At 41.2% G+C, this 22,800-nt stretch carries 18 protein-coding genes and 1 other annotated feature; of the genes, 5 read left to right on the forward strand and 13 right to left on the reverse strand.

Annotated features, from left to right (window positions below; all coding sequences use genetic code 11):
• Positions 1-81 precede the first annotated feature (81 nt).
• The 7 genes from FFM66_RS01185 to queA form a co-directional block, all read right to left on the reverse strand.
• Positions 82-849 carry an IclR family transcriptional regulator gene (locus FFM66_RS01185; RefSeq protein WP_137604790.1) on the reverse strand — a complete coding sequence of 256 codons (768 nt, stop codon included), beginning with the start codon at positions 847-849 and terminating at the stop codon, positions 82-84.
• Between the two features lie 110 nt (positions 850-959).
• A complete protein-coding gene (locus FFM66_RS01190; protein WP_137604791.1) occupies positions 960-1,436 on the reverse strand; it encodes a hypothetical protein in 477 nt (158 codons plus the stop codon).
• A gap of 146 nt (positions 1,437-1,582) precedes the next feature.
• Positions 1,583-4,177, reverse strand: coding sequence for a bifunctional acetaldehyde-CoA/alcohol dehydrogenase (gene adhE / locus FFM66_RS01195; protein WP_137604792.1), 2,595 nt, complete (start codon positions 4,175-4,177; stop codon positions 1,583-1,585).
• Positions 4,178-4,384: 207 nt separating this feature from the next.
• A complete protein-coding gene (locus tag FFM66_RS01200; protein WP_048604418.1) occupies positions 4,385-4,651 on the reverse strand; it encodes a post-transcriptional regulator in 267 nt (88 codons plus the stop codon).
• A gap of 37 nt (positions 4,652-4,688) precedes the next feature.
• Positions 4,689-5,054 (reverse strand): preprotein translocase subunit YajC, encoded by a 366-nt coding sequence (gene yajC, locus FFM66_RS01205; protein WP_048604419.1) that lies wholly within the window; start codon positions 5,052-5,054, stop codon positions 4,689-4,691.
• A gap of 82 nt (positions 5,055-5,136) precedes the next feature.
• The gene (gene tgt, locus FFM66_RS01210) at positions 5,137-6,279 is read right to left on the reverse strand and encodes a tRNA guanosine(34) transglycosylase Tgt (protein WP_048604420.1); all 1,143 of its coding nucleotides are present in this window, start codon (positions 6,277-6,279) and stop codon (positions 5,137-5,139) included.
• Positions 6,280-6,760: 481 nt separating this feature from the next.
• The gene (queA, locus tag FFM66_RS01215) at positions 6,761-7,792 is read right to left on the reverse strand and encodes a tRNA preQ1(34) S-adenosylmethionine ribosyltransferase-isomerase QueA (RefSeq protein ID WP_137604793.1); all 1,032 of its coding nucleotides are present in this window, start codon (positions 7,790-7,792) and stop codon (positions 6,761-6,763) included.
• Positions 7,793-7,934: 142 nt separating this feature from the next.
• Between queA and FFM66_RS01220 the strand changes: the two genes are divergently transcribed.
• Positions 7,935-8,822 carry a VOC family protein gene (locus tag FFM66_RS01220; protein WP_137604794.1) on the forward strand — a complete coding sequence of 296 codons (888 nt, stop codon included), beginning with the start codon at positions 7,935-7,937 and terminating at the stop codon, positions 8,820-8,822.
• 105 nt (positions 8,823-8,927) lie between these two features.
• Here FFM66_RS01220 and FFM66_RS01225 read toward each other — a convergent pair whose 3' ends face one another.
• The 4 genes from FFM66_RS01225 to FFM66_RS01240 form a co-directional block, all read right to left on the reverse strand.
• Positions 8,928-10,013 (reverse strand): 3-deoxy-7-phosphoheptulonate synthase, encoded by a 1,086-nt coding sequence (locus FFM66_RS01225; RefSeq protein ID WP_281276014.1) that lies wholly within the window; start codon positions 10,011-10,013, stop codon positions 8,928-8,930.
• Between the two features lie 145 nt (positions 10,014-10,158).
• Positions 10,159-10,402: a binding site (T-box leader), on the reverse strand.
• A 55-nt stretch (positions 10,403-10,457) separates the two neighbouring features.
• Entirely contained in the window at positions 10,458-11,342 is an 885-nt protein-coding gene (locus FFM66_RS01230; RefSeq protein WP_137604796.1) for a C40 family peptidase, read from the reverse strand.
• Positions 11,343-11,357: 15 nt separating this feature from the next.
• Entirely contained in the window at positions 11,358-12,428 is a 1,071-nt protein-coding gene (locus FFM66_RS01235; protein ID WP_137604797.1) for a dipeptide epimerase, read from the reverse strand.
• 20 nt (positions 12,429-12,448) lie between these two features.
• Complete coding sequence (locus tag FFM66_RS01240) at positions 12,449-14,095, reverse strand: peptide ABC transporter substrate-binding protein (protein ID WP_137604798.1); 1,647 nt, start codon at positions 14,093-14,095, stop codon at positions 12,449-12,451.
• A gap of 317 nt (positions 14,096-14,412) precedes the next feature.
• On the opposite strand from FFM66_RS01240, the gene FFM66_RS01245 reads away from it, so the two are divergent.
• Genes FFM66_RS01245 through FFM66_RS01260 form a run of 4 tightly spaced genes read left to right on the forward strand, consistent with a single transcriptional unit; the run spans position 14,413 to position 17,807 of the window.
• Positions 14,413-15,576 (forward strand): betaine/proline/choline family ABC transporter ATP-binding protein, encoded by a 1,164-nt coding sequence (locus tag FFM66_RS01245; protein WP_048604426.1) that lies wholly within the window; start codon positions 14,413-14,415, stop codon positions 15,574-15,576.
• A 5-nt stretch (positions 15,577-15,581) separates the two neighbouring features.
• A complete protein-coding gene (locus tag FFM66_RS01250; RefSeq protein WP_048604427.1) occupies positions 15,582-16,220 on the forward strand; it encodes an ABC transporter permease in 639 nt (212 codons plus the stop codon).
• Positions 16,217-17,137 (forward strand): osmoprotectant ABC transporter substrate-binding protein, encoded by a 921-nt coding sequence (locus FFM66_RS01255; RefSeq protein ID WP_048604428.1) that lies wholly within the window; start codon positions 16,217-16,219, stop codon positions 17,135-17,137. The genes FFM66_RS01250 and FFM66_RS01255 overlap by 4 nt, the downstream gene beginning before the upstream one ends.
• A 4-nt stretch (positions 17,138-17,141) precedes the next feature.
• Positions 17,142-17,807, forward strand: a complete 666-nt coding sequence (locus FFM66_RS01260; RefSeq protein ID WP_048604429.1) for an ABC transporter permease — start codon at positions 17,142-17,144, stop codon at positions 17,805-17,807.
• A gap of 51 nt (positions 17,808-17,858) precedes the next feature.
• On the opposite strand, the gene kimA is transcribed toward FFM66_RS01260, so the two are convergent.
• Together kimA and FFM66_RS01270 are read right to left on the reverse strand one after the other, a co-directional pair.
• Complete coding sequence (gene kimA / locus FFM66_RS01265; RefSeq protein ID WP_048604430.1) at positions 17,859-19,682, reverse strand: potassium transporter KimA; 1,824 nt, start codon at positions 19,680-19,682, stop codon at positions 17,859-17,861.
• 221 nt (positions 19,683-19,903) lie between these two features.
• A complete protein-coding gene (locus FFM66_RS01270; protein WP_137604799.1) occupies positions 19,904-22,609 on the reverse strand; it encodes a YhgE/Pip domain-containing protein in 2,706 nt (901 codons plus the stop codon).
• Positions 22,610-22,800: the final 191 nt, after the last annotated feature.

Below are 22,800 nucleotides of genomic sequence, written 5' to 3' on the forward strand. Positions count from 1 at the left end.
TTAGAAATTTATTTTTACAAATTGGAAATCTATACCTTCATTATACGTAAACCTTCTAAAAATGCAAACGGTTTTTACAAATTAATTGGCGACTTTTGCGATTTCTTTTTCAATGGCAGTTTTTGTTTCTTTGATTTTCGTAATGATTTTTTCTTCTGTATCTGAATTCAAGCGATATTTCGGCATACTGACGCTGAAAGCACCGATAATTTTTTCTTGATTCATGATGGCAGCCCCGATACAAAAAATATCTTTTTCCATTTCTTCGTCATCGTAGGCGACCTTTGATTCTTTGGTTTTATTCAGTTCACTTGCCAGTTTCAACGAGTTCGTGATGGTGTGTTCCGTGTAAGCCACTAATTCGTGCTGGTTAAGATAGTCTTGATAATCACTCTCAGAAAACTCCGACAGCACAGCTTTTCCCATCGCAGAGCTGTAAAGCGGCCGGGTGATTCCGATTTTTGACGACATACGAATCGTTTGATTTTTTGGCTCCAGTTTGTTTACGTACAAAATCTCGGCATTGTTCAAAATTCCCAAGTGGATTGTTTCATCAATCGATTTTTGTAATTGCTCTAAGTAAGGTAGGGACAATTCAACCAGATCCAGTTGATCGATGTTCTTATTGGCATAGCGGATTAATTTCGATCCCAGACGATAGGTTTTATCCTGATTTTTATTGACATATCCGATCAAAACGAGTGTATCTAAAATTTTCAGCGTGGTGGAAGCGGTCATTTCCGTTCCTCGGGAGAGCTGCTGCAGGGATAAATCCGGATGATCTGCTAAATAATCTAAGATATGAGCCGCTCGGATCAAGACTGTTCCGTAAGGTTTAGAATTTTCCATATAAAACACTCCTATTTCTTTATAAGAAAATTATAACAAGCTTTCGTCAAAAAAAATAGTCTTTTTCAAAAAAATAGAAGCCGATTTTCCGGCTTCTATCGTTGGATTGTTTATTTTTTAAATAATTTTTTAAAAAAACTTTCTTTTCTTGGTGCTGCTTGTTGTTCAGCCGTTGGGTATTCCTGTTGAAAGGCGTGATTGTCCTTCAATAAATAGCCGTTCATCTCAAGTATTCCATCTATGCTGGCTACGATTCGTCTCAAGCCCCCATTTGTTTGTTGAAACCACAGAGGCGGCTGTGGTGTCGTCTGCAGATATTCTGCCAATAACCCTTTTAGTGTCATCAATAATTCTCGTTGCCGGGACACCACCGTGCCGATTTCTGAAACGGTGATTGGTTCTGCCGTACCCTCTTCGGGAATCAGATCTGTCATCAAGGTTAAACTTTGCGTATAATCGGTCAAATCAAAAATAAACGTTCGTGTTGCTTCGTTTTTTCTATCCATGCTCTGTAATAGCTGGTGCATTTGTCGTTGCGTGTGAGCCAACTGTTGGAGCTGTTTCGTTGCTTCTTCCAATGTTGCCATATATGACACCGCCCTTTTGCTAATCTATTTCTCTTTTGTGTCTTCACTATACCAATTTTTTATCAAAGTACAAGTCGCTTTTTGTACAAAAAAGGCTGTGACAAGATCTCCTTGTAGTGCGAGACTTGTCACAGTTCCTTTACTATTTATTTTGCGTAAGCATCAATGATGATTTGTTTTAGTTCTGAAATCAATGGTTCTTTTGGATTTGCTGTTGTACATTGATCTTCGTAAGCCAATTCAGCCATCCGGTCAACCGTTGCATCCAGCGTTTTCTTCGTTACGCCTTGTGCTTCCAAGTTCATTTCAATACCGATTGATGTTCCCAACTCATAAACAGCATTTGCTAAAGCAGCAACTAATTCAGCAGTGGTATCGCCTTTTAGCCCTAAGAAGCGAGCAATATCTGCATAATCTGTGTCAGCGCGGAAATAGTCATATTTAGGGAACATAGCATGTTTTTGCGGATCTTTCGCATTGTAACGGATAATGTGTGGTAAAAGAATCGCATTGGTCCGTCCATGAGGAATTCCGTATTCTCCGCCGATTTTGTGGGCGATTGAGTGACTGATTCCTAAGAAAGCATTCGCAAAGGCCATTCCAGCCATGGTCGAAGCATTGTGCATTTTTTCCCGAGATTCCATATCAGGAGTCTTCACAGATTTTTCTAAATAATCAAAGACGATCTTGATTGCTTGTAAACTCAACCCTCGTGTGTAATCAGATGCCATAACCGAAACATAAGATTCGATGGCATGCGTCAATACGTCCATCCCGGTATCTGCGGTAACAGAGGCAGGAACTGACATAACAAATTGCGGGTCAACGATGGCAACATCTGGTGTCAACGCGTAGTCAGCCAATGGGTATTTTACATGCGTTTCGCTATCGGTGATTACGGCAAATGGGGTTACTTCTGAACCTGTACCAGAAGTTGTTGGGATACAAACGAATTGTGTTTTTACTGCTTTGTCAATTTTGTATGTCCGTTTCCGGATATCCAAGAATTTTTGTTTTGCGCCAAAGAATGAAGTATCTGGGTGTTCATAGAACATCCACATGCCTTTTGCTGCGTCCATTGCGGACCCGCCGCCAAGAGCAATGATCGTATCTGGTTGGAAATCTACCATTGTTTTTGTTCCGGCATATACGGTATTTGTTGATGGGTTTGGTTCAACATCAGAGAATACTTCAATTTTCACGTCATTTTTACGACGAGCAAGTACTTCGCGAACGATATCGCAATAGCCGAATTGAACCATTCCAGGATCGCAGACAATCATTACTCGTTCCACGTTTTCCATTTTTTCCAAGTACAATAAGGAATTTTTTTCAAAATAAATTTTTGACGGTAGTTTGAACCATTGCATATTATTTCTCCGTTTCGCAACTGTTTTTACATTAATTAAGTTCACAGCAGATACGTTTCGAGAAACTGAATTCTTTCCGTAAGAGCCGCAACCTAATGTCAGTGATGGAATCATTTCATTGTAGATGTTTCCGATTCCGCCTTCTGCTGATGGGGTGTTTACTAAGATCCGGCAAGCTTTCATTCGTAAACCGAATTTTAGTTGCAGGTCTTCATCTTCTGAATGGATCACCGCTGTATGTCCCAATCCGCCAAGATTCAACATTGCTTCGCATAGGTCTAACGCATGTGCCGTTGTATCAGCTTTCATCATCGCCAATACTGGAGAAAGTTTTTCACGAGATAATGGGTAATCTGCGCCCACACCTTCAAGTTCAGCAATCAATAATTTTGTCCCTTCCGGAACTTTGATTCCTGCTAATTTTGCGATATCGATAGCAGAATGACCAACGATTGCTGGATTTACTGCGTATTTTCCTTCGTTCATTACAGCATCTTCAAGTTTGCCTAATTCACTTGGTTTAACAAAGTAAACTTGATGCGCTTGAAATTCAGCTTTTACTGCTGCATAGATTTCTTTATCCACGATCACTGCTTGTTCAGAAGCACAAATCATGCCGTTATCAAACGTTTTTGAAACAATCAAATCGTTGACTGCTCGTTTGATTTTCGCTGTTTTTTCAATATAAGCTGGTACATTTCCTGGTCCAACGCCTAACGCTGGCTTTCCAGTTGAATAAGCTGATTTCACCATGCCGGCGCCCCCAGTTGCAAGAACGATGGCTACTCCCGGATGATTCATTAAAGATTGGGTTGCTTCAATCGATGGGTGTTCGATCCATTGGACACAATTTTCTGGTGCACCAGCGGCAATCGCTGCATCACGAACGATCCGTGCTGCTTCAGCAGAACATTTTTGTGCGCTTGGATGGAAAGCAAAGATAATTGGATTCCGTGTTTTCAAAGCGATCATTGTTTTAAAAATCGTTGTTGATGTTGGATTGGTTGTTGGTGTCACACCACAGACAACGCCGACTGGTTCTGCGATTTCGATCAGACCTTTTTGTTTATCTTCATTAATTACGCCAACCGTTTTGTCATGTTTGATAGAATTCCAGATATATTCTGAAGCATACATATTTTTGATTGCTTTGTCTTCGTAAATACCGCGACCGGTTTCTTCTACTGCCATTTTTGCAAGAGGCATATGTTTGTCTAAAGCTGCCATTGCCATTTCATGCACAATATGGTCTACTTTTTCTTGGTCAAATTCTTCCATTTCCTTCAATGCAATGTTTCCTTTTGCAGCAAGTTCGTCAATCATCGCTTGTACGTCAATTGTTTTAATTTCTTTATCTAATGTTTTAGCCATGGTCTTCCTCCCGATTTCTGGTTAAAATTCTTTGTTAACTATTTCACATACATGATATTACACTATTCCTTTTTGTTTGTAAAGAATTTTTGTGATTTTTTTCACAACTTTTTTATTTCTTAGTTTTTTTCTACTTTTACCAGAAAGAAAACGGCTCAAAAAAAGGCATTGATTCTCAAACCGCTGAGGATCAATGCCTTTGTTCTATCAAAATAAATCTGAAAAATCATCCAATGAGGATTGCTGCCGTGTTTGGGCTTGAATTTGCTGATAATCAAAAAAATCATTGGGCGTCGTTGCAAGCAACAACTGCTTTTTCTGAGGGAAGGTAACCGCCTGCTTCTTTTTCCAAAGATAGTTTTGGCAAAAAAGCAGCAATTCTTCTTTTGTTACCGACGAATACCCAGCCGCAGCAAATTCCCGCAATTTCTGTTTGCAGGCTGGATAAAAATAGATTTTTTCTAGTTGGTTCATTTTTTTCTCCAAAAAAAGAAAAATCCCGCAATGGGGATTATTCTTTAGGTTCTTCAGTTGATTCAGCATCTGTTGGGCCAACTTGCGGTGCATCCGCAGGTTTTTCTGTTTCTGTCGTTTCTGCTGTATCTACAGTTGGTTGACCAGGAGTAATCGTACGGATTGCTTGACGATCAAATTCTAGATAAATTCCTTCACAGTCAAGAGTTACTGTTTTTTCTGCTTCATTGATTTCTGAAATCACACCGTGTAAACCGCCGATCGTTACTGCGCGATCACCAGGTTTCATAGCATTCAGCGTATTTTGACGTTCTTGTTGTTGTTTTTTAGATGATCGAGACATCATCCACCACGCACCCAAAAGGACAACAAACATGATAATTGTAAAAAATGGAGAACTCATTCTTTTCACCTCGTTTTAAATTCATTCACAAGAAATACTTTATCAGAATCCTATTGATTTAACTAGCACTTTCCCAAAAATATTAGAAATTTTTGGCATTTTCTTTGTTAAATCCGTATGCTTCAAAGAAATCTTGGCGAAATTCCAATAAATTGTCATCCATGATTGCTTGGCGAACTTTTTTCATCACATCCAATAAGAAGTATAGATTATGATAAGAGGTTAGGCGCATACCGAATGTTTCATCGCATTTAATCAGATGGCGGACATAAGCCCGAGAATAATTGCGGCAAGTGTAACAATCGCAATTTTCATCAATTGGTCGGAAGTCCCGCGCATATTGGGCATTTTTCACGACTAATCGACCACGAGAAGTCATACAGGTTCCGTTGCGGGCGATTCGTGTCGGCAATACACAGTCAAACATGTCTACTCCGCGAATAACGCCGTCAATCAAGGAATCTGCTGCTCCCACTCCCATCAAATAACGAGGCTTATTTTCTGGAATCAATGGCGTGGTAAATTCCAGCACCCGATTCATCTCTGCTTTTGGTTCTCCTACTGACAGACCTCCGATGGAATACCCAGGAAAATCAAGACCTACCAATTCTTTGGCACTTTGTCGCCGCAAATCTTCAAAGCCGGCACCTTGAATAATGCCAAATAATCCTTGACGATCAGGATTGGCGTGGGCTTTTAACCCCCGTTCTGCCCAACGAGAAGTCCGTTCAACGGATTGCTTGACATAGTCATAGCTTTCATCAAATGGCGGACATTCATCAAAACTCATCATGATATCAGAACCCAATTTATTTTGGATGCCAATTGCTTTTTCTGGGGAAAGAAACATGGGTGAACCGTTCAAATGATTTCTAAAATGAACGCCTTCTTCCACAATATTTCGCATATCGGCCAAAGAGAACACTTGAAAACCGCCGGAATCAGTCAAAATCGGTTGATCCCAATTCATAAATTTATGTAAACCGCCTGCTTCTTCAACAATATCTTCGCCGGGACGCAGCCATAAATGATACGTATTACTTAAAATGACGCCGGCACCCATTTCTTTTAATTCTTCCGGGGACATGGTCTTAACAGTGGCAAGGGTTCCTACGGGCATAAACATCGGTGTTGGAAACGTTCCATGAGGGGTAATCAATTCACCTAAACGGGCACCGGTATGCTTTTCTTTTTTAATTAAACGATAACGAATGGCATCTGACATTCATTTCCCTACTTTCTTCACTAAATTAACGAGCTTTATACATAATAAAGGCTAGTCGCCTTTTTTGCAATCGGTAATCCGAGAGTTTAAACTTGAAAGCGTTTCATTTCCGTGCTATACTTTGTTTGTAAGGAAGGAAGCTTATTTGTTGGAAAGGTACTCTCGAAAAAGTTTTAAGAAGAATAAACAAGTAAAAGATGTTAGACGTACAAAATTCACCTAGATTTATATGTGTGAAGTAAGACGAATAGTGAATGCGTATCAACTGGTTGAGAAACAATCAACAAGAGAAGTAATGAGTATACGTAACGAACAAGGAAATACGACTTAAAAGACTCACATGTTTTAGCGTAGAAATGTAGCGAAGACAAAGTTTTTTGTTTATAAGAGAATTGCTTTACATGTATAAACAGCAAACCCTTTTCAGCAAATCCCTTCCATAAGATAGAAAGACGAGGCCCTCGAGAGCCTCGTCTTATTTTTATTTCACAAACATGGCATCGCCAAAGCTAAAGAAACGGTAGCGTTCCTCGATTGCATGCTGATAGGCAGCCAAAGTTCTTTCTCGACCGGCAAAGGCACTTACCAACATAACCAGCGTTGATTTTGGTAAGTGAAAATTCGTTGAAAAAGCTTGAACAACTTTAAATTCATAGCCGGGAGTAATGAATATATCCGTCCAACCGCTGTCAGCTTTAATTTCTCCATCAAATTTTGTTCCAATAGTTTCTAATGTTCGAATCGAGGTGGTTCCCACCGCAACAATCCGTCCGCCCTTTTGACGAACCTTGTTCAAAGCAGCAGCAGCTTCTTCTGTCAAGCGATAAAATTCGCTGTGCATGTGGTGTTCTTCGATATTATCCACGCTTACTGGACGAAATGTGCCCAAACCAACATGCAGCGTCAAATACACCAGTTCAATTCCTTTTGCCTGAATTTCTGCCAATAATTCTTTCGTAAAATGCAAGCCAGCTGTTGGTGCAGCAGCAGAACCATTTTCCTTGGCGTACACGGTTTGGTAACGATCCGGGTCTTCCAAACGTTCTTTGATATAAGGTGGCAGAGGCATTTCTCCCAACGATTCTAAAATTTCCAAGAAAATTCCTTCGTAGTTAAAGGTAATAATCCGTCCGCCATGTTCCAGTTCTTCTTCGACAACAGCTTTCAAACGACCATCACCAAAAACGATCTCTGTACCGACTTTTGCTCGTTTTGCTGGTTTAATCAACGTTTCCCACGTATCTCCATGGGTGTTCGTCAGCAGCAAGACTTCCAAATGTCCGCCGGTATCTGGTTTTTCCCCATACAAACGTGCAGGCAAGACCCGTGTGTCGTTCATCACTAAGGCATCGCCGGGATGCAGTTCATTGATAATGTCATGAAAATGGTTGTCCTGCATTTCTCCTGTCTTAGAATCTAAAACCAACAGACGAGAACTGGCACGATCTTTTAACGGTGTTTGGGCGATTAGTTCTTCTGGTAAATCAAAATCAAAATCTTCCGTAGTTAACATTCTTTTCACTCTTTTCAGGTTTTGTCTTTGCCATTCTACCATTTTTTGAAAAGATTTTCGACCCGCAGACAAGTTGCTTGCTTCCTTTAGGCATTCTTATTATACTTACAATAAGTAAGCTATTAATTAGGAGGGATCCCTTATGCCACCACTTCATCATATTTCATTATTAACTAAAAATAGCAAAGACAACGTTGCCTTTTACACGAAACTACTTGGCATGCGTTTTGTAAAAAACACGGTTAATCAAGACAACCATCGAATGCTCCACTACTACTATGGCGATTACCAAGGCGCACCGGGATCAGTCGTTACTTTTTTTGTCGTTCCCCATTTAGGCAATCGTTACGACAAGGATCATTTTATTGCAACCATCGGTTTAAAAATCCCCCGCGGAAGTATCAGCTACTGGGAACAACGGCTACAAGCCCAAGAGATTGCCTTCACCCGCAAAGGAAAAGAATTATTTTTTGCTGATAACGACGGAGTGGACTTAATTTTGGAGGAAGTAGATCAAGCACCCTTAGCCAAGGAACATGTCGTCCAAAACGAAATTCCTGAAAACTATCAAATTTTAGGGTTGCGCTCCACTGAGATTCATGTAAGCGATCCGGCAAAAACCAGTGAATTTTTCGAAAAATTATTAGGCTGGCAAACAAAAAAACAACAAATTTCCTTTAATGAAACAGATTTTATCCGCATTTTACCAAATGAAACAACAGACATGAGTCATATGGGTCGCGGCAGTGTCGATCATATCGCCTTTGCAGTAGAAAATGACGAGGCTTTGGATGCCTTACACGAACGGGCAAAGGAACAGGGGTGGACTATCGAAAAAATCGTTTCCCGCGGCTATTTTAAGAGTCTTTATATTCGCGAACCCGGCGGCAATCGAATGGAATTTGCCACATTAGCTCCCGGATTTACGATTGATGAACCTTTAGAAACATTGGGAGAAAGTTTCGCTTTACCACCGTTTCTTGCTGAACAACGAGCAGAAATCGAAGCCAACATTTATCCGGAAGACTAGCATTCTTCCAGCCCTAAGTAAAAATAAAAATCCGAATGATCCCGCTCGTCACACTGTACGAAAAACGATCATTCGGATTTTTTTGCTAGTTAGACTTCATCAATTTTATGCGTGTGCTGCGATATAGCGGACAAGTTCTTCTGTTTTTTTCCATCCCAAGCAAGGATCGGTAATGGATTGACCAAAAACTGTGCCATCTGGTTCTTGACGTCCATCTTCCAAATAACTTTCAATCATGAAGCCGCGAACCATTTTTTTGATATCTTCATTGTAGGTACGATTCGTCAATGTTTCTTTTACGATCCGAATTTGTTCTTCATACTGTTTGCCGGAGTTATCATGGTTGGTATCCACTACGACAAATGGATTTTGGTAGCTTCCTGCGTTATATGCTTGAACGGTTTTCAACAGATCTTCGTAATGATAGTTTGGGATGTTTTCTCCGTGTTCATTAAGTCCTCCACGTAAAACCACGTGCGCTAAAGGATTAGAACTTGATTCCACTTCTGCCCCATTGTAGATGAACTCTTGCTTTTGTTGTGCTGCATGCAAGGAATTGAAAAGCACCTTCAAATTGCCGCTGGTAGGATTTTTCATTCCGGTGGGTTGATCGATTCCGCTGGCAACAAAACGGTGTTGTTGGTCCTCCACCGAACGGGCTCCAACAGCAATGTAACTAATTAAATCTTCCACAAACTCCAAATTTTCCGGATAAAGCATTTCATCGGCAGTAGTCAAACCTGTTTCTGTAATGACCCGTTTATGCAATTTTCGAACAGCGATGATTCCGCTGACGAGATTGACTTCCCCGGTTGGGCTTGGTTGGTGCAACAGTCCTTTATACCCATCGCCGTTGGTCCGAGGTTTATTGGTGTACACTCGTGGTACCATGAAAATTTTGTCTTTTACTTCTTCCTGTAATTTTGCCAAACGTCGCACATATTCCATCACTGCTTCTTCATCATGGGCAGAACAAGGACCGATAATTAATAAAATTCGTTGATCTTTTCCTTCGATGATTCCTTTTAGTTCTTCATCCCGTGCTGCTTTTTTCGCCGCTACTTCATCGGATAATTTTCCAATTGATTTGACACTTTCCATATTGATTCGTTTGCTTAATGCGTTGAAACTCATTTTTCTCCACTCCTCTTTTTTAAGTGTTTCATTTTTTGATCGTCTCTTTTCTTTCACCAAAAGATTTAAACCAATGAAACTATCCCTTCAAAAACATTTTTTTCAGTCAGATAATAAGTATTCGTTTTGTCAGAAACTTATGAATCACCGTCAGGAATTGCGAAAAGCAATAAAAAAAGCCCCGTCTTTTCCAAATCAAATTGGAAAGGACGGAGCCTGAAAGACTCGTGTTACCACCTTTTTTTGTCGATTGCTCACACAATCCACCTTAACAGGTACATTCATAATACCCTGGCATTATAACGAACGCTCACCATCCGTCGCAGCCTACTCCATTCGGTGCGAAGTTCAAAGAGGAATTCGATTATTAGATGAATGCGCCTCTCATCAACCGGCAGCTTTCTGAATTCATGGGATAATCTACTACTTCTTATCATTACTTTTATCACTATTGTTTTGAATATTCTAATTACTTTTTCTGAAAATGTCAAGAGTCTTTTTCTACTTTTTCCAAAACCTTCTGATTTCACTCAATTCGGTTTCATACTTCGTACCGGCAATTTTTGTGATCATTACCTTCGAGCCGGGCGTTTGAGAATGAATCATTGCTCCATTTCCCAAATACATACCTACGTGATGGACAAAGCCTTTCCCTTCTTCATAGGCAAAAAATAGTAAATCACCGGCTTGAGCATCCGCAAACTCGATTTTTTCCCCGGCAATAGCTTGCAAATGGGCATCACGAGGCAGTTGCATCCCGTTGACCCGATGCAGACTATACACAAAACCGGAACAATCAAAACCCGTACCGCCAATTCCCGCCCAAACATAAGGCAAATCTAAAAAATACTGCGCGAGCTGAATCATATTTTGTGCTTTTTGTACGCCGCTGTAATGATCCAAGCGCTGCCCCTCTTTTTTTGCCAAATGCGCTGTACCGTGAGGGGTCTCCACAACAAAATCCGTTTCTTCCGAAAGCAATGGCAGAACGGTGCCAAAAACTACTTGGATTTTTTTCTTATCATTTTTCTCGTCAAAAGAAAGTGTGGCACTGGGTGAGACAACGGCGACTTTAGGGAAGTCTTTTTTTGGTGCAGGGACTTCCAGCAAATCCTTACTGGGAATCCACCCTTTGTAGCCAGCACCCTTTTCTACCGGCTGTGTAGGCACGAGAACCTGTGTCCACTCACCCGTTTTAGCAAGCACCTCAACTTCTTCACCATACAACAACTGGGAATCCACCAGCTTTTCCCGATACAAGGTCATGGCGGAATCCGCTGTTAAAAAATACGGTTTTTCTGCGGCTTTATTTTTGATTTCTGCAAGGACAGCATTATTTTCTGGCTGTTTCCATAAAAACGTTTGGGGAACTTGGATTTTTTTCACTTTTTCACCTTCTACCTATTTGATTCCTAGACCAATGCCATCTGTTACCGCTAAATTTCCGGGACGAATGTGCAGGCCACTTTTTTCTGCCAAATCGGCAGTTTGCTGCCACATGAACGGTACATCCAAATCACAATAAGCCATGTCTTTCATACCGACTGCGAAATGGGCGGCGGCAGCCATTCCGCCATAGCCTTCGATCATGGAACCCACCATGCAGGGAATCCGATAGTGTTGTGCCAATTGAAAAATTTGGATGGCTTCTTTGATGCCGCTGCTTTTCATCAGCTTGATATTCAATAGATCACAGCACTGTTCTTCTAGCAGTTTTTTTGCATCGGTAAAGCCAAATAAACTTTCATCTGCCATGATGGGAATCGTGGAACGTTCTGTCACATATTTCAGTGCAGCAAAATCATGTGCTCTCACCGGCTGTTCTACAAAATCGATTGGAATATCCTGCCATTCAGCTAAAATTTGGACCGCCTCTTCCTTTGTCCACCCTTGATTGGCATCAATACGAAAAGGAATTTTCCCTTCTAAAGCTTCATTCATACAACGGATCTTGGCAACTTCTTCTGCCACATCATCCAAACCCAGTTTGATTTTCAACGACGTGAACCCGTCATTGACCTTGGCAACCCCATCAGCCACCATTTTTTTCCGGCTGGCAATGCTGATGGTAAAATCAGTTGTCAGTTGTGGCGTATTTCCACCAAGGTAGCGATATAGCGGTTGTTTCGCCGCTTTTGCCAATCCGTCAAACAAAGCAATATCCATCGCTGCTTTGGGACTGGTTTGACCGGAGACCAATTGCTTCATTTCGTCTAAAATTGTCAGCTCTCCATCAACTTCTTTTCCAATTAGAAATGGGCTAAAACTTTCGTTAATGGTTTTTAAAATCGATGCTTCGGTGTCTCCGGTAATTGCTTTTGTCGGCGCGGCTTCCCCGATACCAACCACCCCGTTGTCAAAATAAATCTTTACTCGAATCACATCCACTGCATTGACTTCCCGCAAGGCGGTTTTAAAAGGTGCATTAAGTTGAATCGGGATGAGTTGCGTTTTTATTTCTTTGATTTTCACTTGCCATGATCTCCTTCTTGTTACTCGACGTAGGCCCATTTATAGTCATACTGAGCACCTGCCGCATGGGTTACGATTCCCTTGATTTTTTCTGAACGCAAATGGGCTTCTGTTGATTGATAAATCGGAACGATACCCATATCTTCATTTAAAATCTGATCGGCTGTCAGTAAATCCTGCCAGCGGGCAGCTTCGTCGGTAGCATCCGCTAACGAAGCTGATTCAACAGCTTTATCATAGGCTTTGCTGGAATAATCTCCTCGGTTATAAGGACTACCAGTCACAAATAAATCAAGGAAAGAACTTGGATCGGCATAATCGGCCACCCAGTTGTTCATCACCACTTCAAAATTCCCGCTGTTTGCCCGTTCAAGCCGCACACTGATGGGAACAGGATTTAAATCGATAGTTATTCCCGGTAATTTTTCTTCCAACTGTCCTTTGATATACTCCGTAATTTTTTTGGTTGAATCCACATCAGAAGAAAGAAGTTTGAAGGACAATTTCTCAATGCCCAGTTCACTTTTAGCTTTTTCCCAATAAGTTTGGGCTTGTTTTTCATCGTAGCTCAAGGTTGCCTTTGTGTCTTCAGTAAAATCAGCTTTGGTTTCTGGATTCAAGGACATTCCACTGGGAACAAAACCGGTAGAGGCAATCGAGCCGTTGCCTAAAATATTCGTGACGATACTTTTACGGTCGAGAGCATAAGAAATTGCTTTTCGAACATTACTGTTTTTAAAGGGAGAATCCGGCGTTGCTTGATTGAATTCCAAATAAGTGGTCGAAGCGATGGGCAAAGAAACATATTCCGGATCATTGGCTTTTTGTCGGGCCAATTCCCCATTTAACGTCACGTCTTCTGCCTGTCCGTCATTGAAAAGATTCAAGGCGGTGGAGGCCTCTTTGACCACTGTATAATTGATTTCAGTCAATTGGACCGTGTCGGCATCCCAATATTCCTTATTTTTTTTCAGTGTCCAATCTGTATCTACCCCCGGTCCGTCAAAATCCGTCAAAACAAAGGGACCATTTGAAACCAATTTTTCGCTAGTAGCGGCATATTGATCGCCATATTCTTCAATAACGCCTTTATTTTGTGGAAAGAAGGAGGGAAAAGCCAACAAATATGGAAAATACGGTGTTGCCTGCTCCAATTGAATTTCTAAGGTGGTATCATCCAAGGCTTTGATACCTAATGTATCCAATTCCGCTTTTCCTTGGTTGATGGCATCGGCATTTTTAACCGAGCTAAACATGAAGGCATACTGTGACGCCATTTTTGGATCGACGGTTCGCTGCCAGCCATACACATAATCTCCAGCCTTGACTGGATCACCATTAGACCAATTGGTATCCCGCAAATGAATCGTATAGGTTTTTCCATCGGCAGAAACCTCCGCCATTTCTTTGGCACCTGCCGGTTGCGGATTATTGTCTTTATCTAAACGGTAAATGCCTTCATTGGTATTATTCAAAATTCCAAAACTGATTGTATCGGTAACGACAGAAAGATCGGCAGACGTCAATTCAGTAGGTACCGTTTGACTGAAAATCTGTTCACTTTTTTTATCCTTGCTGGCTTCTTTTTTTTGTCCACAACCAGCCAAAAACAACGTACCTATGACACCAGAAACGATTACCTTAGCCCAAATCCCTTTTCTACTCATCTCATCTTCTCCCGTCGATTTTTGAATTTTCTAAAAATTTGTTAGTTGAAGTTTAGCCGACCCATTTCTGCTTGTCAAACAAAAGCTCACTCCCGCATGTTACTAGAGCCCTTGTCTGACGTGTTGTTTCATGTTTCGGCTTGTTCATTTTTTCACTTTTATAAAACGGTTGCATTTCGCTAAAAAATAAAAAAATACACGTTTATTTTTGGCGAAAAATAACGAGAAAAATCATTAGATTTGTGAGAAACGCTTTTTTCGTGCATACTAGTAAGGAAAGCATTAATTGGAAATAGTAAAAATAGAGGTGAGAGACGTTGATTGAATTTCAACATGTAACAAAAATTTACAAGGGCGGAAAAGTAGCCGTCGAAGATATTAACCTTTCCTTTGAAAAGGGTGAGTTCATCTGTTTTATCGGAACCAGCGGCAGCGGAAAAACTACCTGCATGCGGATGATTAATCGAATGAACGAACCGACCAAAGGAAAAATTTTAATCAATGACAAGGATATCCAAGAGATCAATCCTGTTGAATTGCGCCGGAAAATCGGTTATGTCATCCAAAATATCGGATTGATGCCCCATATGACGATTCGGGAAAACATTACACTGGTACAAAAATTATTGAAGGTCAGTGATGATGAGCGGAATAAAACCGCAGAAAAAATGATCGACTTAGTGGAACTACCGCGGGAAATGCTGGATCGGTACCCAAATGAACTCTCTGGTGGTCAGCAGCAGCGGATTGGTGTTGTTCGGGCATTGGCAGCCAATCAAGATATCATGCTGATGGATGAACCTTTCGGCGCGCTTGATCCCATCACTCGGGACTCCCTGCAAGATTTAGTCAAAGATTTACAGGAACGTTTAGGGAAAACGATTGTCTTCGTTACCCACGATATGGATGAAGCATTGAAATTAGCAAACCGGATTGTCATCATGAGTGAAGGCAAAGTAATCCAGTTTGATACACCGGAAAATATCTTACGCAATCCAGCAAATGAGTTTGTTGAAGAACTAATCGGTGAAGACCGACTCCTTCAAACCAAGCCGGACGTCACCACAGTCGGCGAAGTGATGCTGAACACAGCCATTACCATCACCCCTGAAAAATCCCTGCAAGAAGCCATCCGTTTGATGCGCGAAAAACGTGTCGATACCTTGCTGGTCACCGATAACTCGAATATTCTTAAAGGCTTCATCGATGTAGAAACTCTTGATCGTAAACGCAGCAAAGTTTCCAGTGTTGGCGATATTTTAAATAAAGATGTTTTCTATGTGAAAAAATCAGCATTGCTGCGTGATACCTTGCAACGGATTTTAAAACGCGGGTTGAAATACGTGCCGGTAGTGGACGATCAAAATCGCGTGGTGGGTATTTTGACCCGTGCTTCCCTTGTTGATATTGTTTATGATGTTATTTGGGGTGAGGAGAATACCCTTAGCCAAGCGGCAGAATCAACGAAAGAGGAGGCCTGATTTTCATGGCAGATTTCTTTTCTACTTACGGTCCCCAGATTCTAGCCCGAGGTTCCGAACATCTGTATATTTCTGCTTTTTCATTGGGGCTGGGTATTTTGTTGGCCGTTCCATTAGGCGTGCTTCTTACACGACTGCCAAGAGTTGCCAGCGTAGTAATCAGTGTCACCAGTGCATTGCAGACTGTTCCATCTTTAGCATTGCTTGCTTTGATGATTCCCTTTTTTGGGGTTGGTAAAACACCTGCGATCATCGCCCTCTTCATTTATTCGTTATTACCGATTTTGCGGAATACCTATATCGGGATGAAAAATGTCGACAGCAATTATCGAGATGTCGCCAAAGGCATGGGAATGACCAATATCCAATCCATTTTAAGTGTGGAGTTGCCCATCGCTACACCGACCATCATGGCGGGAATTCGGTTAGCCGCAGTTTACGTTATCGCTTGGGCAACCTTGGCTTCTTACATCGGAGCTGGCGGCTTGGGTGATATGATCTTTAGCGGATTGAACAACTATCAACCGGATTTGATTTTTGCCGGAACGATTCCGGTAACGATTTTAGCCTTATTGGCAGATTTTTTACTCGGACTTTTAGAAACACGCTTGACTCCTAAAGCGTTAAGGGAGGCAGACGAATGAAACGAAAATTAAAACAATTCCTTTTGGCTTTCAGCACAGTGCTGTTACTGGCTGGCTGTTCCTTGCCGGGGCTTTCATCAAATGCGGATGAAAACACAATCGCAATTACTGGTGGAATCACGTCGGAGTCACAAATTCTGGCAAGTTTAGTTGCCGGAATGGTGGAACATTATACCGATAAAAAAACCACAATCATCAACAACTTGGCTACTACCACCATCAATAACCAAGCAATGATGAACGGGGATGCACAAATTTCGGCTGCCCGCTATACCGGGACCGATTTAACCTCCACTTTGGGAATGGACCCGGTAAAAGATCCCAAAGAAGCTTTCAATATAGTGAAAACGGAATTTGAAAAACGCTACAATCAAACTTGGTTTCCTTCCTATGGCTTTGATAATACCTATGTCTTCTTAGTTCGTAAGGATACTGCAGAAAAATACAATTTAAAAACCGTCAGCGATTTACAGGACGTAGCGGATGAATTGGTGGCAGGTGTGGATACTTCCTGGATCACTCGAAAAGGGGACGGCTACGAAGGCTTTAAAGAAGAATATGGCTTTGCCTTTGATTCGATTTTGCCGATGCAAATCGGTTTGGTCTACGATGCGGTAGCTGCCGGAAAAATGGATATCGTTCTGGGCTACTCCACCGATGGACGGATCGGCAGTTATGATTTGGTGATGTTGGAAGATGACAAGCGTTTCTTCCCCCCTTATGATGCTGCGCCGATTGTTGACGATCAATTGTTAAAGGACACACCAGAATTAAACGCGGCAATTGAAAAACTTGCCGGAAAAATCGATACGAAACAAATGCAAGAGTTGAATTACGAGGCTGACAACAATTTGGTCGAACCAAGTATTGTTGCCCAAGAATTTTTAGAAAAAAATAATTATTTCGAAGAGGAGTGATGAGATGAATTTACAAGATATGAACTTGCTGGAACAATTTGTTTATTATTTTAGAGAAAATGGCGCCTATGTATTCAGTCAATTTATCCGTCACTTCTTGTTATCGATCTACGGAGTGATTTTTGCGGCCATCGTTGCCATTCCCATCGGCATTCTGATTTCCAGAAGACGCCGCTTGGCAAACTGGGTGATTCGTTTTGCGAATATCATCCAAACGGTTCCTTCCTTAGCCATGATTTCCATTTTGATGATTGGCTTAGGACTGGGGGTAAATGTCGTAATCGTTACGGTCTTTCTTTATTCTTTGCTGCCGATCATCAAGAATACCTACACCGGCATGACTCAGGTGGATCGTAATGCATTGGATATCGGTAAAGGCATGGGTATGACGGCGTTTCAACGTCTTTATATGATCGAACTGCCTTTGTCTGTTTCCGTCATCATGGCGGGAATTCGTAATGCATTGGTGGTAGCAATCGGAATCACCGCCATCGGAGCCTTTGTTGGTGCCGGCGGTTTAGGAGATATCATCATTCGCGGAACCAACGCCACAGATGGTGCTTCGATTATCTTAGCCGGTGCACTGCCAACTGCTTTGATGGCAATTATCACTGATTGGGGCTTGGGGATCATCGAGCGTAAACTTGATCCTGCCAGCAAACGTTCTTAAGATTGAAGAAACAAAAAAATTCGCAGGGAATCCCGCGAATTTTTTTTGTTTTTATTTTTTCAAATGATAGCTGTATGTTCCCACTACGATTTTTTCCCGCCAAGAAAGTCGTAGGCGTAGACGCAAACTGGTTTGGTTATGCAAAATATTTTGCCAGCCTCGCCGTGGAACAAACTGCGGCACGATGACCGTTGTGGTGTAGTTGTGTTTTGCAGCATTCTTACTTACTAAATCTACATAGCGGATGATTGGATTTTCAATCGAACGATAGGAGGAATGAACGACTGAAAAACGAACCTCTGGAAAACGTTCCTTGAATTCTTTTTCGATCTCCCGCTCTTTTTCGATATCTTCGTCCATAGAAACGTGCATCGCCACCACATAATCGCCAATCGATTGGGCATAATTCAACGCACCGACATTTACCCGAGTAACATTCCCCACTAAAACAATAACAGTATTGCCATCGTAGGTGTGCAACGCAACATCATCTTCCAAACGTAATTGCTCCGCAACTTTTTTGTAATGGTCATGAATTTTATAAAAGATCAGCAATAAAATTGGCATGATGATGAAGAAAGGCCAAATGTCTCCTAAACGATAAGCAAATAAAATAATAATGATCGCGTAAGAAATAAATGCCCCGACAATATTGGCAATCGATTTTGAAAGCCAGCCTTTTCCTTCCTTGTGCCACTTGATGACCATTCCGGTTTGTGATAAAGCAAAGGGAATAAACACCCCGATGGAGTAAAGCGGGATCAATCGTTCCGTAGATCCTTGGAAAATAAACAACAACACGATTGAGCCGGCTGCCAATGTCATGATCCCATTGGAATAACCTAAACGATCCCCGCGATCTTGGTACATATGCGGCATGAATTTATCCTTTGCCAAATTATAGGCCAAAACCGGAAAAGCGGAGAACCCAGTGTTGGCAGCGACCGCTAAAATCAGTGCTGTCGTAAATTGTAAGGCGTAGAACATGAAGCCATGACCAAACACGGCTTGTCCAATTTGTGACAACACGGTTACTTCTGTTTTTGGAACGATTCCGTACCAGTAGTTGATAAACGTAATTCCTACAAAGAAGAAACCTAAGATTGATGACATCAATGCCAACGTTCCCGCAGCATTTTTTGCCCGGGGTTTTTTAAAGAAAGGTACCGCATTACTGATGGCCTCCACCCCGGTTAAGGAAGAAGAACCAGAAGAAAATGCCCGTAAAATCAAAGCAATCGAAATCCCGGGAATTGTTGCACCAGGCAAAGCTGTTGCCTGTAAAGGTTGTGCACCGGTCACAATATTAAATAAGCCCACCAGAATCAAAATCGTAATCACAGCAATAAAGGTATACACCGGCAGCATTAAGAAGCTGGCGGATTCCCGCAATCCCCGCAAGTTCATCATCATAATCAATAAAACGATGATTACCGAGATTGCTACTTGATGATGATACAGCGCCGGTATCGCCGACGTGATGGCTTCAGCACCGGCAGAAACCGAAACTGCCACCGTCAGCATATAATCGATCAATAATGAGCCACCAGCAATCAGACCAGCGTTTTTTCCCAGATTCTCGCTGCTTACAACATATGCTCCTCCGCCATGAGGATAAGCATGTATGATTTGTCTATAAGATAAGGTCAATGAAATCAATAAAATAATAACAAAGGCGGCAATTGGCAATGAATACCAGATAGCTGCTGCCGAAAGAGCCACCAACACGACAACAATTTGTTCTGTACCATAAGCGATAGACGACAAGGCATCAGAAGATAACAACGCTAAAGCGGCAAAGCGACTTAATTTGTGCTCATCATTTTCAGCCGATTTCAGCGGACGTCCTACCAGCAAACGTTTTAAATATTCCACTTTTCTCCCTCCAATATTCTTTACACAAAAGACTGTTTTTTCCCACAGCCAAGACTGTATGCTACGCTTCCCTCTTGAAAATGTCAATGAAAATCCGCAGAAAAAACCTTTCATTTTTGAAAAAAAGAATTCTGCCGATACAAGCAAAAATAAAAATCGTTAACCGAAAAAAACAAGCTGAAAATCATCCGTTTCTCACGTTGATTTTCAGCTTGTTTTTATTAATGGAAGAAATGGCTTTCTTTGGAAACCTTCGCCAATTTTCGCGTCATTTCAGAAAGATAAGGATAAACGAATGTTCCCAACAATCCAAATACTACGAACAATGCGACCATAATCAAAATATTGGCTGTTGCATTTGGCCAGTAGATACCTCCTGCCGGCTCCCGCAAAAGATTGACTGCGTGAGTGAAAGGCAACAAAGGATTGATAAATTGGAAGAATTTACCGGATACTTGAATCGGATAATTTCCGCCACCACCAGAAATCGACAGCACCAGTAAAATAATCGCAATTCCTTTACCAATATTGCCGAAAAGGGCTGATAGAACATACACAATCATCATAAAGGCCAGCCCGACAATCAAAGCAAAGAGTACCGCATAGAAGGGATTATGAACATCTACTCCCAACAAGAAATAATTTCCCAATGTAACAATCAAGGCTTGGAAAAGAGCCATCGTCAAAAAGGTCAACATCCGCGCTGTAAAGGTTTCACGTTTGGTGTATTTCTTTTTGTCCGAGCCTTCCAAATGAAACTCCGTAGTTGCTACACTAGACAGCAGCAATGCACCTACCCATAAACACAGTGCCGTATAAAAAGGTGTACTTGCCGAACCGTTGTTGGCAATAGGATAGATTTGATTGGTTTGCAATTCCACCGGTTTGGTAAAGAAATCACTCTCTTTTTGAGCATCCAGTTTCAATAGCTTAATGATTTCCCCAAGATCGACTTCCTCTTCTCCTGCACGAATAGCAGTCGCAGCCTTATGAAGTCCGGTCTTCAAGGTAGGCCAGTCATTATTGATTAATTCTACGGCGGCATTTAATGCTGATTCAACTTCCGGTAGTTTTTCATCCACCATGTTCATTGTTGAAGTGATTTCTTTTTTCACTGTTGGCCAGTCGTTTTCAAGAAAATCAGCAGCAAGACCTAATTTTTGTTCCAAAACAGGCAATTCATTCTTATATAAATCGGCACCTTTATTGATGCCCTCCACGATTTCTGTCATATGCCCATTCAACATCGTATTGGCATCATGGACTTCCTGGCGAATCGCAGGCATATCTTTTTGGTATTTTTCTAATAAGCCGATGGCATTTGCAACCGTTTTTTCAGTAGCATTCAGCAGAGAATCGAAATCAATTTTTTGTGCTTTTTCCAATGCATCTTGTGCTGTTGACAAAGCGGCTACTAATTTTGTCAAAATATCACTCACGGTTTTTCCAACCGTGTCAACATCAATGCTGTCAACAAACGTTGCCACTGCAGTTGCGGCAGATTCAATTTCTCCCAGATAATTTTGAATAGCGGTACTATTTCCATTTTTTATCAAATCATCCAATGTTGTTAAACGTTTAGAAAAGTCTCCCAGCAAATCATTGGCGTGATTCAATTTTTCGATGATTCCTTGCAAGGACTGATTTCCAGCCGCTTCTTGCAGTTGGGTCAGAAAGGTCACTAAATCGGTAATTGCCGTTTGTTGACGGGCAATATTGTCTTTAAAATCTTGAATAACCTGACTGATATGTTGTTTTTCGACGTCTGTCAGTTGATTATCCGTTAACGCTTGATTGATACTGCTTACGATGGAGGAGGTTGTCGTAGCCACTTGGCTAATAGCATTTAAGGTTACCGAAACGCTGGAAGTAATACTTGGGATTGCTTCTTGCAGCTTCGTTGCTCCCTCTTCCGTTGTCGCAGCTAACTGATCTGCTTGGTTTCCTAATTTTTTTATATCAGGAAGGATTGTTTGGACTTGTTGAATAATCTCCAACCCAGATTTGGCTTCGCTGATTCCTTCAGTCATGGTTTGTTCAATGTCATCAAAGTCGGCATCGACTGCTGCCAATTGTTTGCCGGCATTTTGGATTTCAGGAATTTTTTCCTGCAAAGTCAAAATAATGCTTGCCTGTTTTTTTAATTCCGGCATTTTTTCATTCAATGCCAACAGCTTGTCACCCATTTCATCAACTTTTGGCACATAATCGACAAATTCTTCGGCTTTTGCGATTTTTTCTTTAATCTCAGGCATTTTTTCTTGCAGTTCAACAACTTGTTTCGTGTAGCCGTCGATGGTATCGATGTTCTCATCTGTTTCCAAAATCAGATTTTTCACTTTGTTGATGCTGACCAGATTTGAATCAATGTCATACCCGATTTCATTGAATACCTTTAACAGGGTGGAACTGGCTGTCTTGATAAAGTTTTCTGAAATCTGGTCCTGTAAGCTAGAAGCCCCTTTATCTGTAATTTTAGGAGCGATGGCATTGATTTTTTCATTGATATAATACTCGATTTTTGGTTTATTGATCTCTCCCGAAACAAAGCTCAACAAATCCTCCGAAAAATCCTTCGGCAGATAAATTCCGGCATAGTATTTTCCGGATTTTACCCCTTCAGTCAACGCTTTTTTGGAATCAACAAACTGCCAACCAAGCTGTTTATTGTCGTGGAGTTCATCAAGAACTTCTTTCCCAATGGCGATTTCTTTTCCTTGAAAAGTCGTCGACTGATCGGCACTATAAACCGCAATCGGCAGTTCTCCTGTATTTGAATACGGGTCCCACAAGGCTTTAATGTTGAACCATGCATAAAGAGAAGGTAAAATGGCCAACGCAATGATTAAAAAGGTTGCCATAGGATTTTTAAAGATTCGTTTCCAATCTAATTTGTATAAGTGCAATGTGTTTTTTATATGATTCATCTATCTCATCCTTTATTTTTTCCAGCTGTCATACTGTATCACGAAATTTAGATCATTCCAACTTTTCCCAATCACCGGTCAAAATTTTTTTGACAATTTAGGAAATCTGTCAAAGATGAAATCCTTTTCAAGTTGTTTCTTTTACTGATTTCTTAAGACTTTTTTTACTTTTTCTGCTGTTTTTTTGACAG

Origin of the sequence: Enterococcus songbeiensis, from assembly GCF_005405265.1 — a bacterium.
GTDB classification, from domain to species: domain Bacteria; phylum Bacillota; class Bacilli; order Lactobacillales; family Enterococcaceae; genus Enterococcus_C; species Enterococcus_C songbeiensis.

Bases quoted from the DNA above. Each gene is read 5' to 3' on its own strand.
- tgt (WP_048604420.1), bottom strand. From the start codon at position 6,279: ATGTCAGATGCCATTCGTTATCGTTTAATTAAAAAAGAAAAGCATACC.
- FFM66_RS01260 (WP_048604429.1), top strand. From the start codon at position 17,142: ATGAATTTACAAGATATGAACTTGCTGGAACAATTTGTTTATTATTTT.
- FFM66_RS01255 (WP_048604428.1), top strand. From the start codon at position 16,217: ATGAAACGAAAATTAAAACAATTCCTTTTGGCTTTCAGCACAGTGCTG.
- FFM66_RS01200 (WP_048604418.1), bottom strand. From the start codon at position 4,651: ATGAACCAACTAGAAAAAATCTATTTTTATCCAGCCTGCAAACAGAAA.
- FFM66_RS01185 (WP_137604790.1), bottom strand. From the start codon at position 849: ATGGAAAATTCTAAACCTTACGGAACAGTCTTGATCCGAGCGGCTCAT.
- queA (WP_137604793.1), bottom strand. From the start codon at position 7,792: ATGTTAACTACGGAAGATTTTGATTTTGATTTACCAGAAGAACTAATC.
- FFM66_RS01270 (WP_137604799.1), bottom strand. From the start codon at position 22,609: ATGAATCATATAAAAAACACATTGCACTTATACAAATTAGATTGGAAA.
- adhE (WP_137604792.1), bottom strand. From the start codon at position 4,177: ATGGCTAAAACATTAGATAAAGAAATTAAAACAATTGACGTACAAGCG.
- FFM66_RS01250 (WP_048604427.1), top strand. From the start codon at position 15,582: ATGGCAGATTTCTTTTCTACTTACGGTCCCCAGATTCTAGCCCGAGGT.
- FFM66_RS01190 (WP_137604791.1), bottom strand. From the start codon at position 1,436: ATGGCAACATTGGAAGAAGCAACGAAACAGCTCCAACAGTTGGCTCAC.
- FFM66_RS01240 (WP_137604798.1), bottom strand. From the start codon at position 14,095: ATGAGTAGAAAAGGGATTTGGGCTAAGGTAATCGTTTCTGGTGTCATA.
- yajC (WP_048604419.1), bottom strand. From the start codon at position 5,054: ATGAGTTCTCCATTTTTTACAATTATCATGTTTGTTGTCCTTTTGGGT.
- FFM66_RS01220 (WP_137604794.1), top strand. From the start codon at position 7,935: ATGCCACCACTTCATCATATTTCATTATTAACTAAAAATAGCAAAGAC.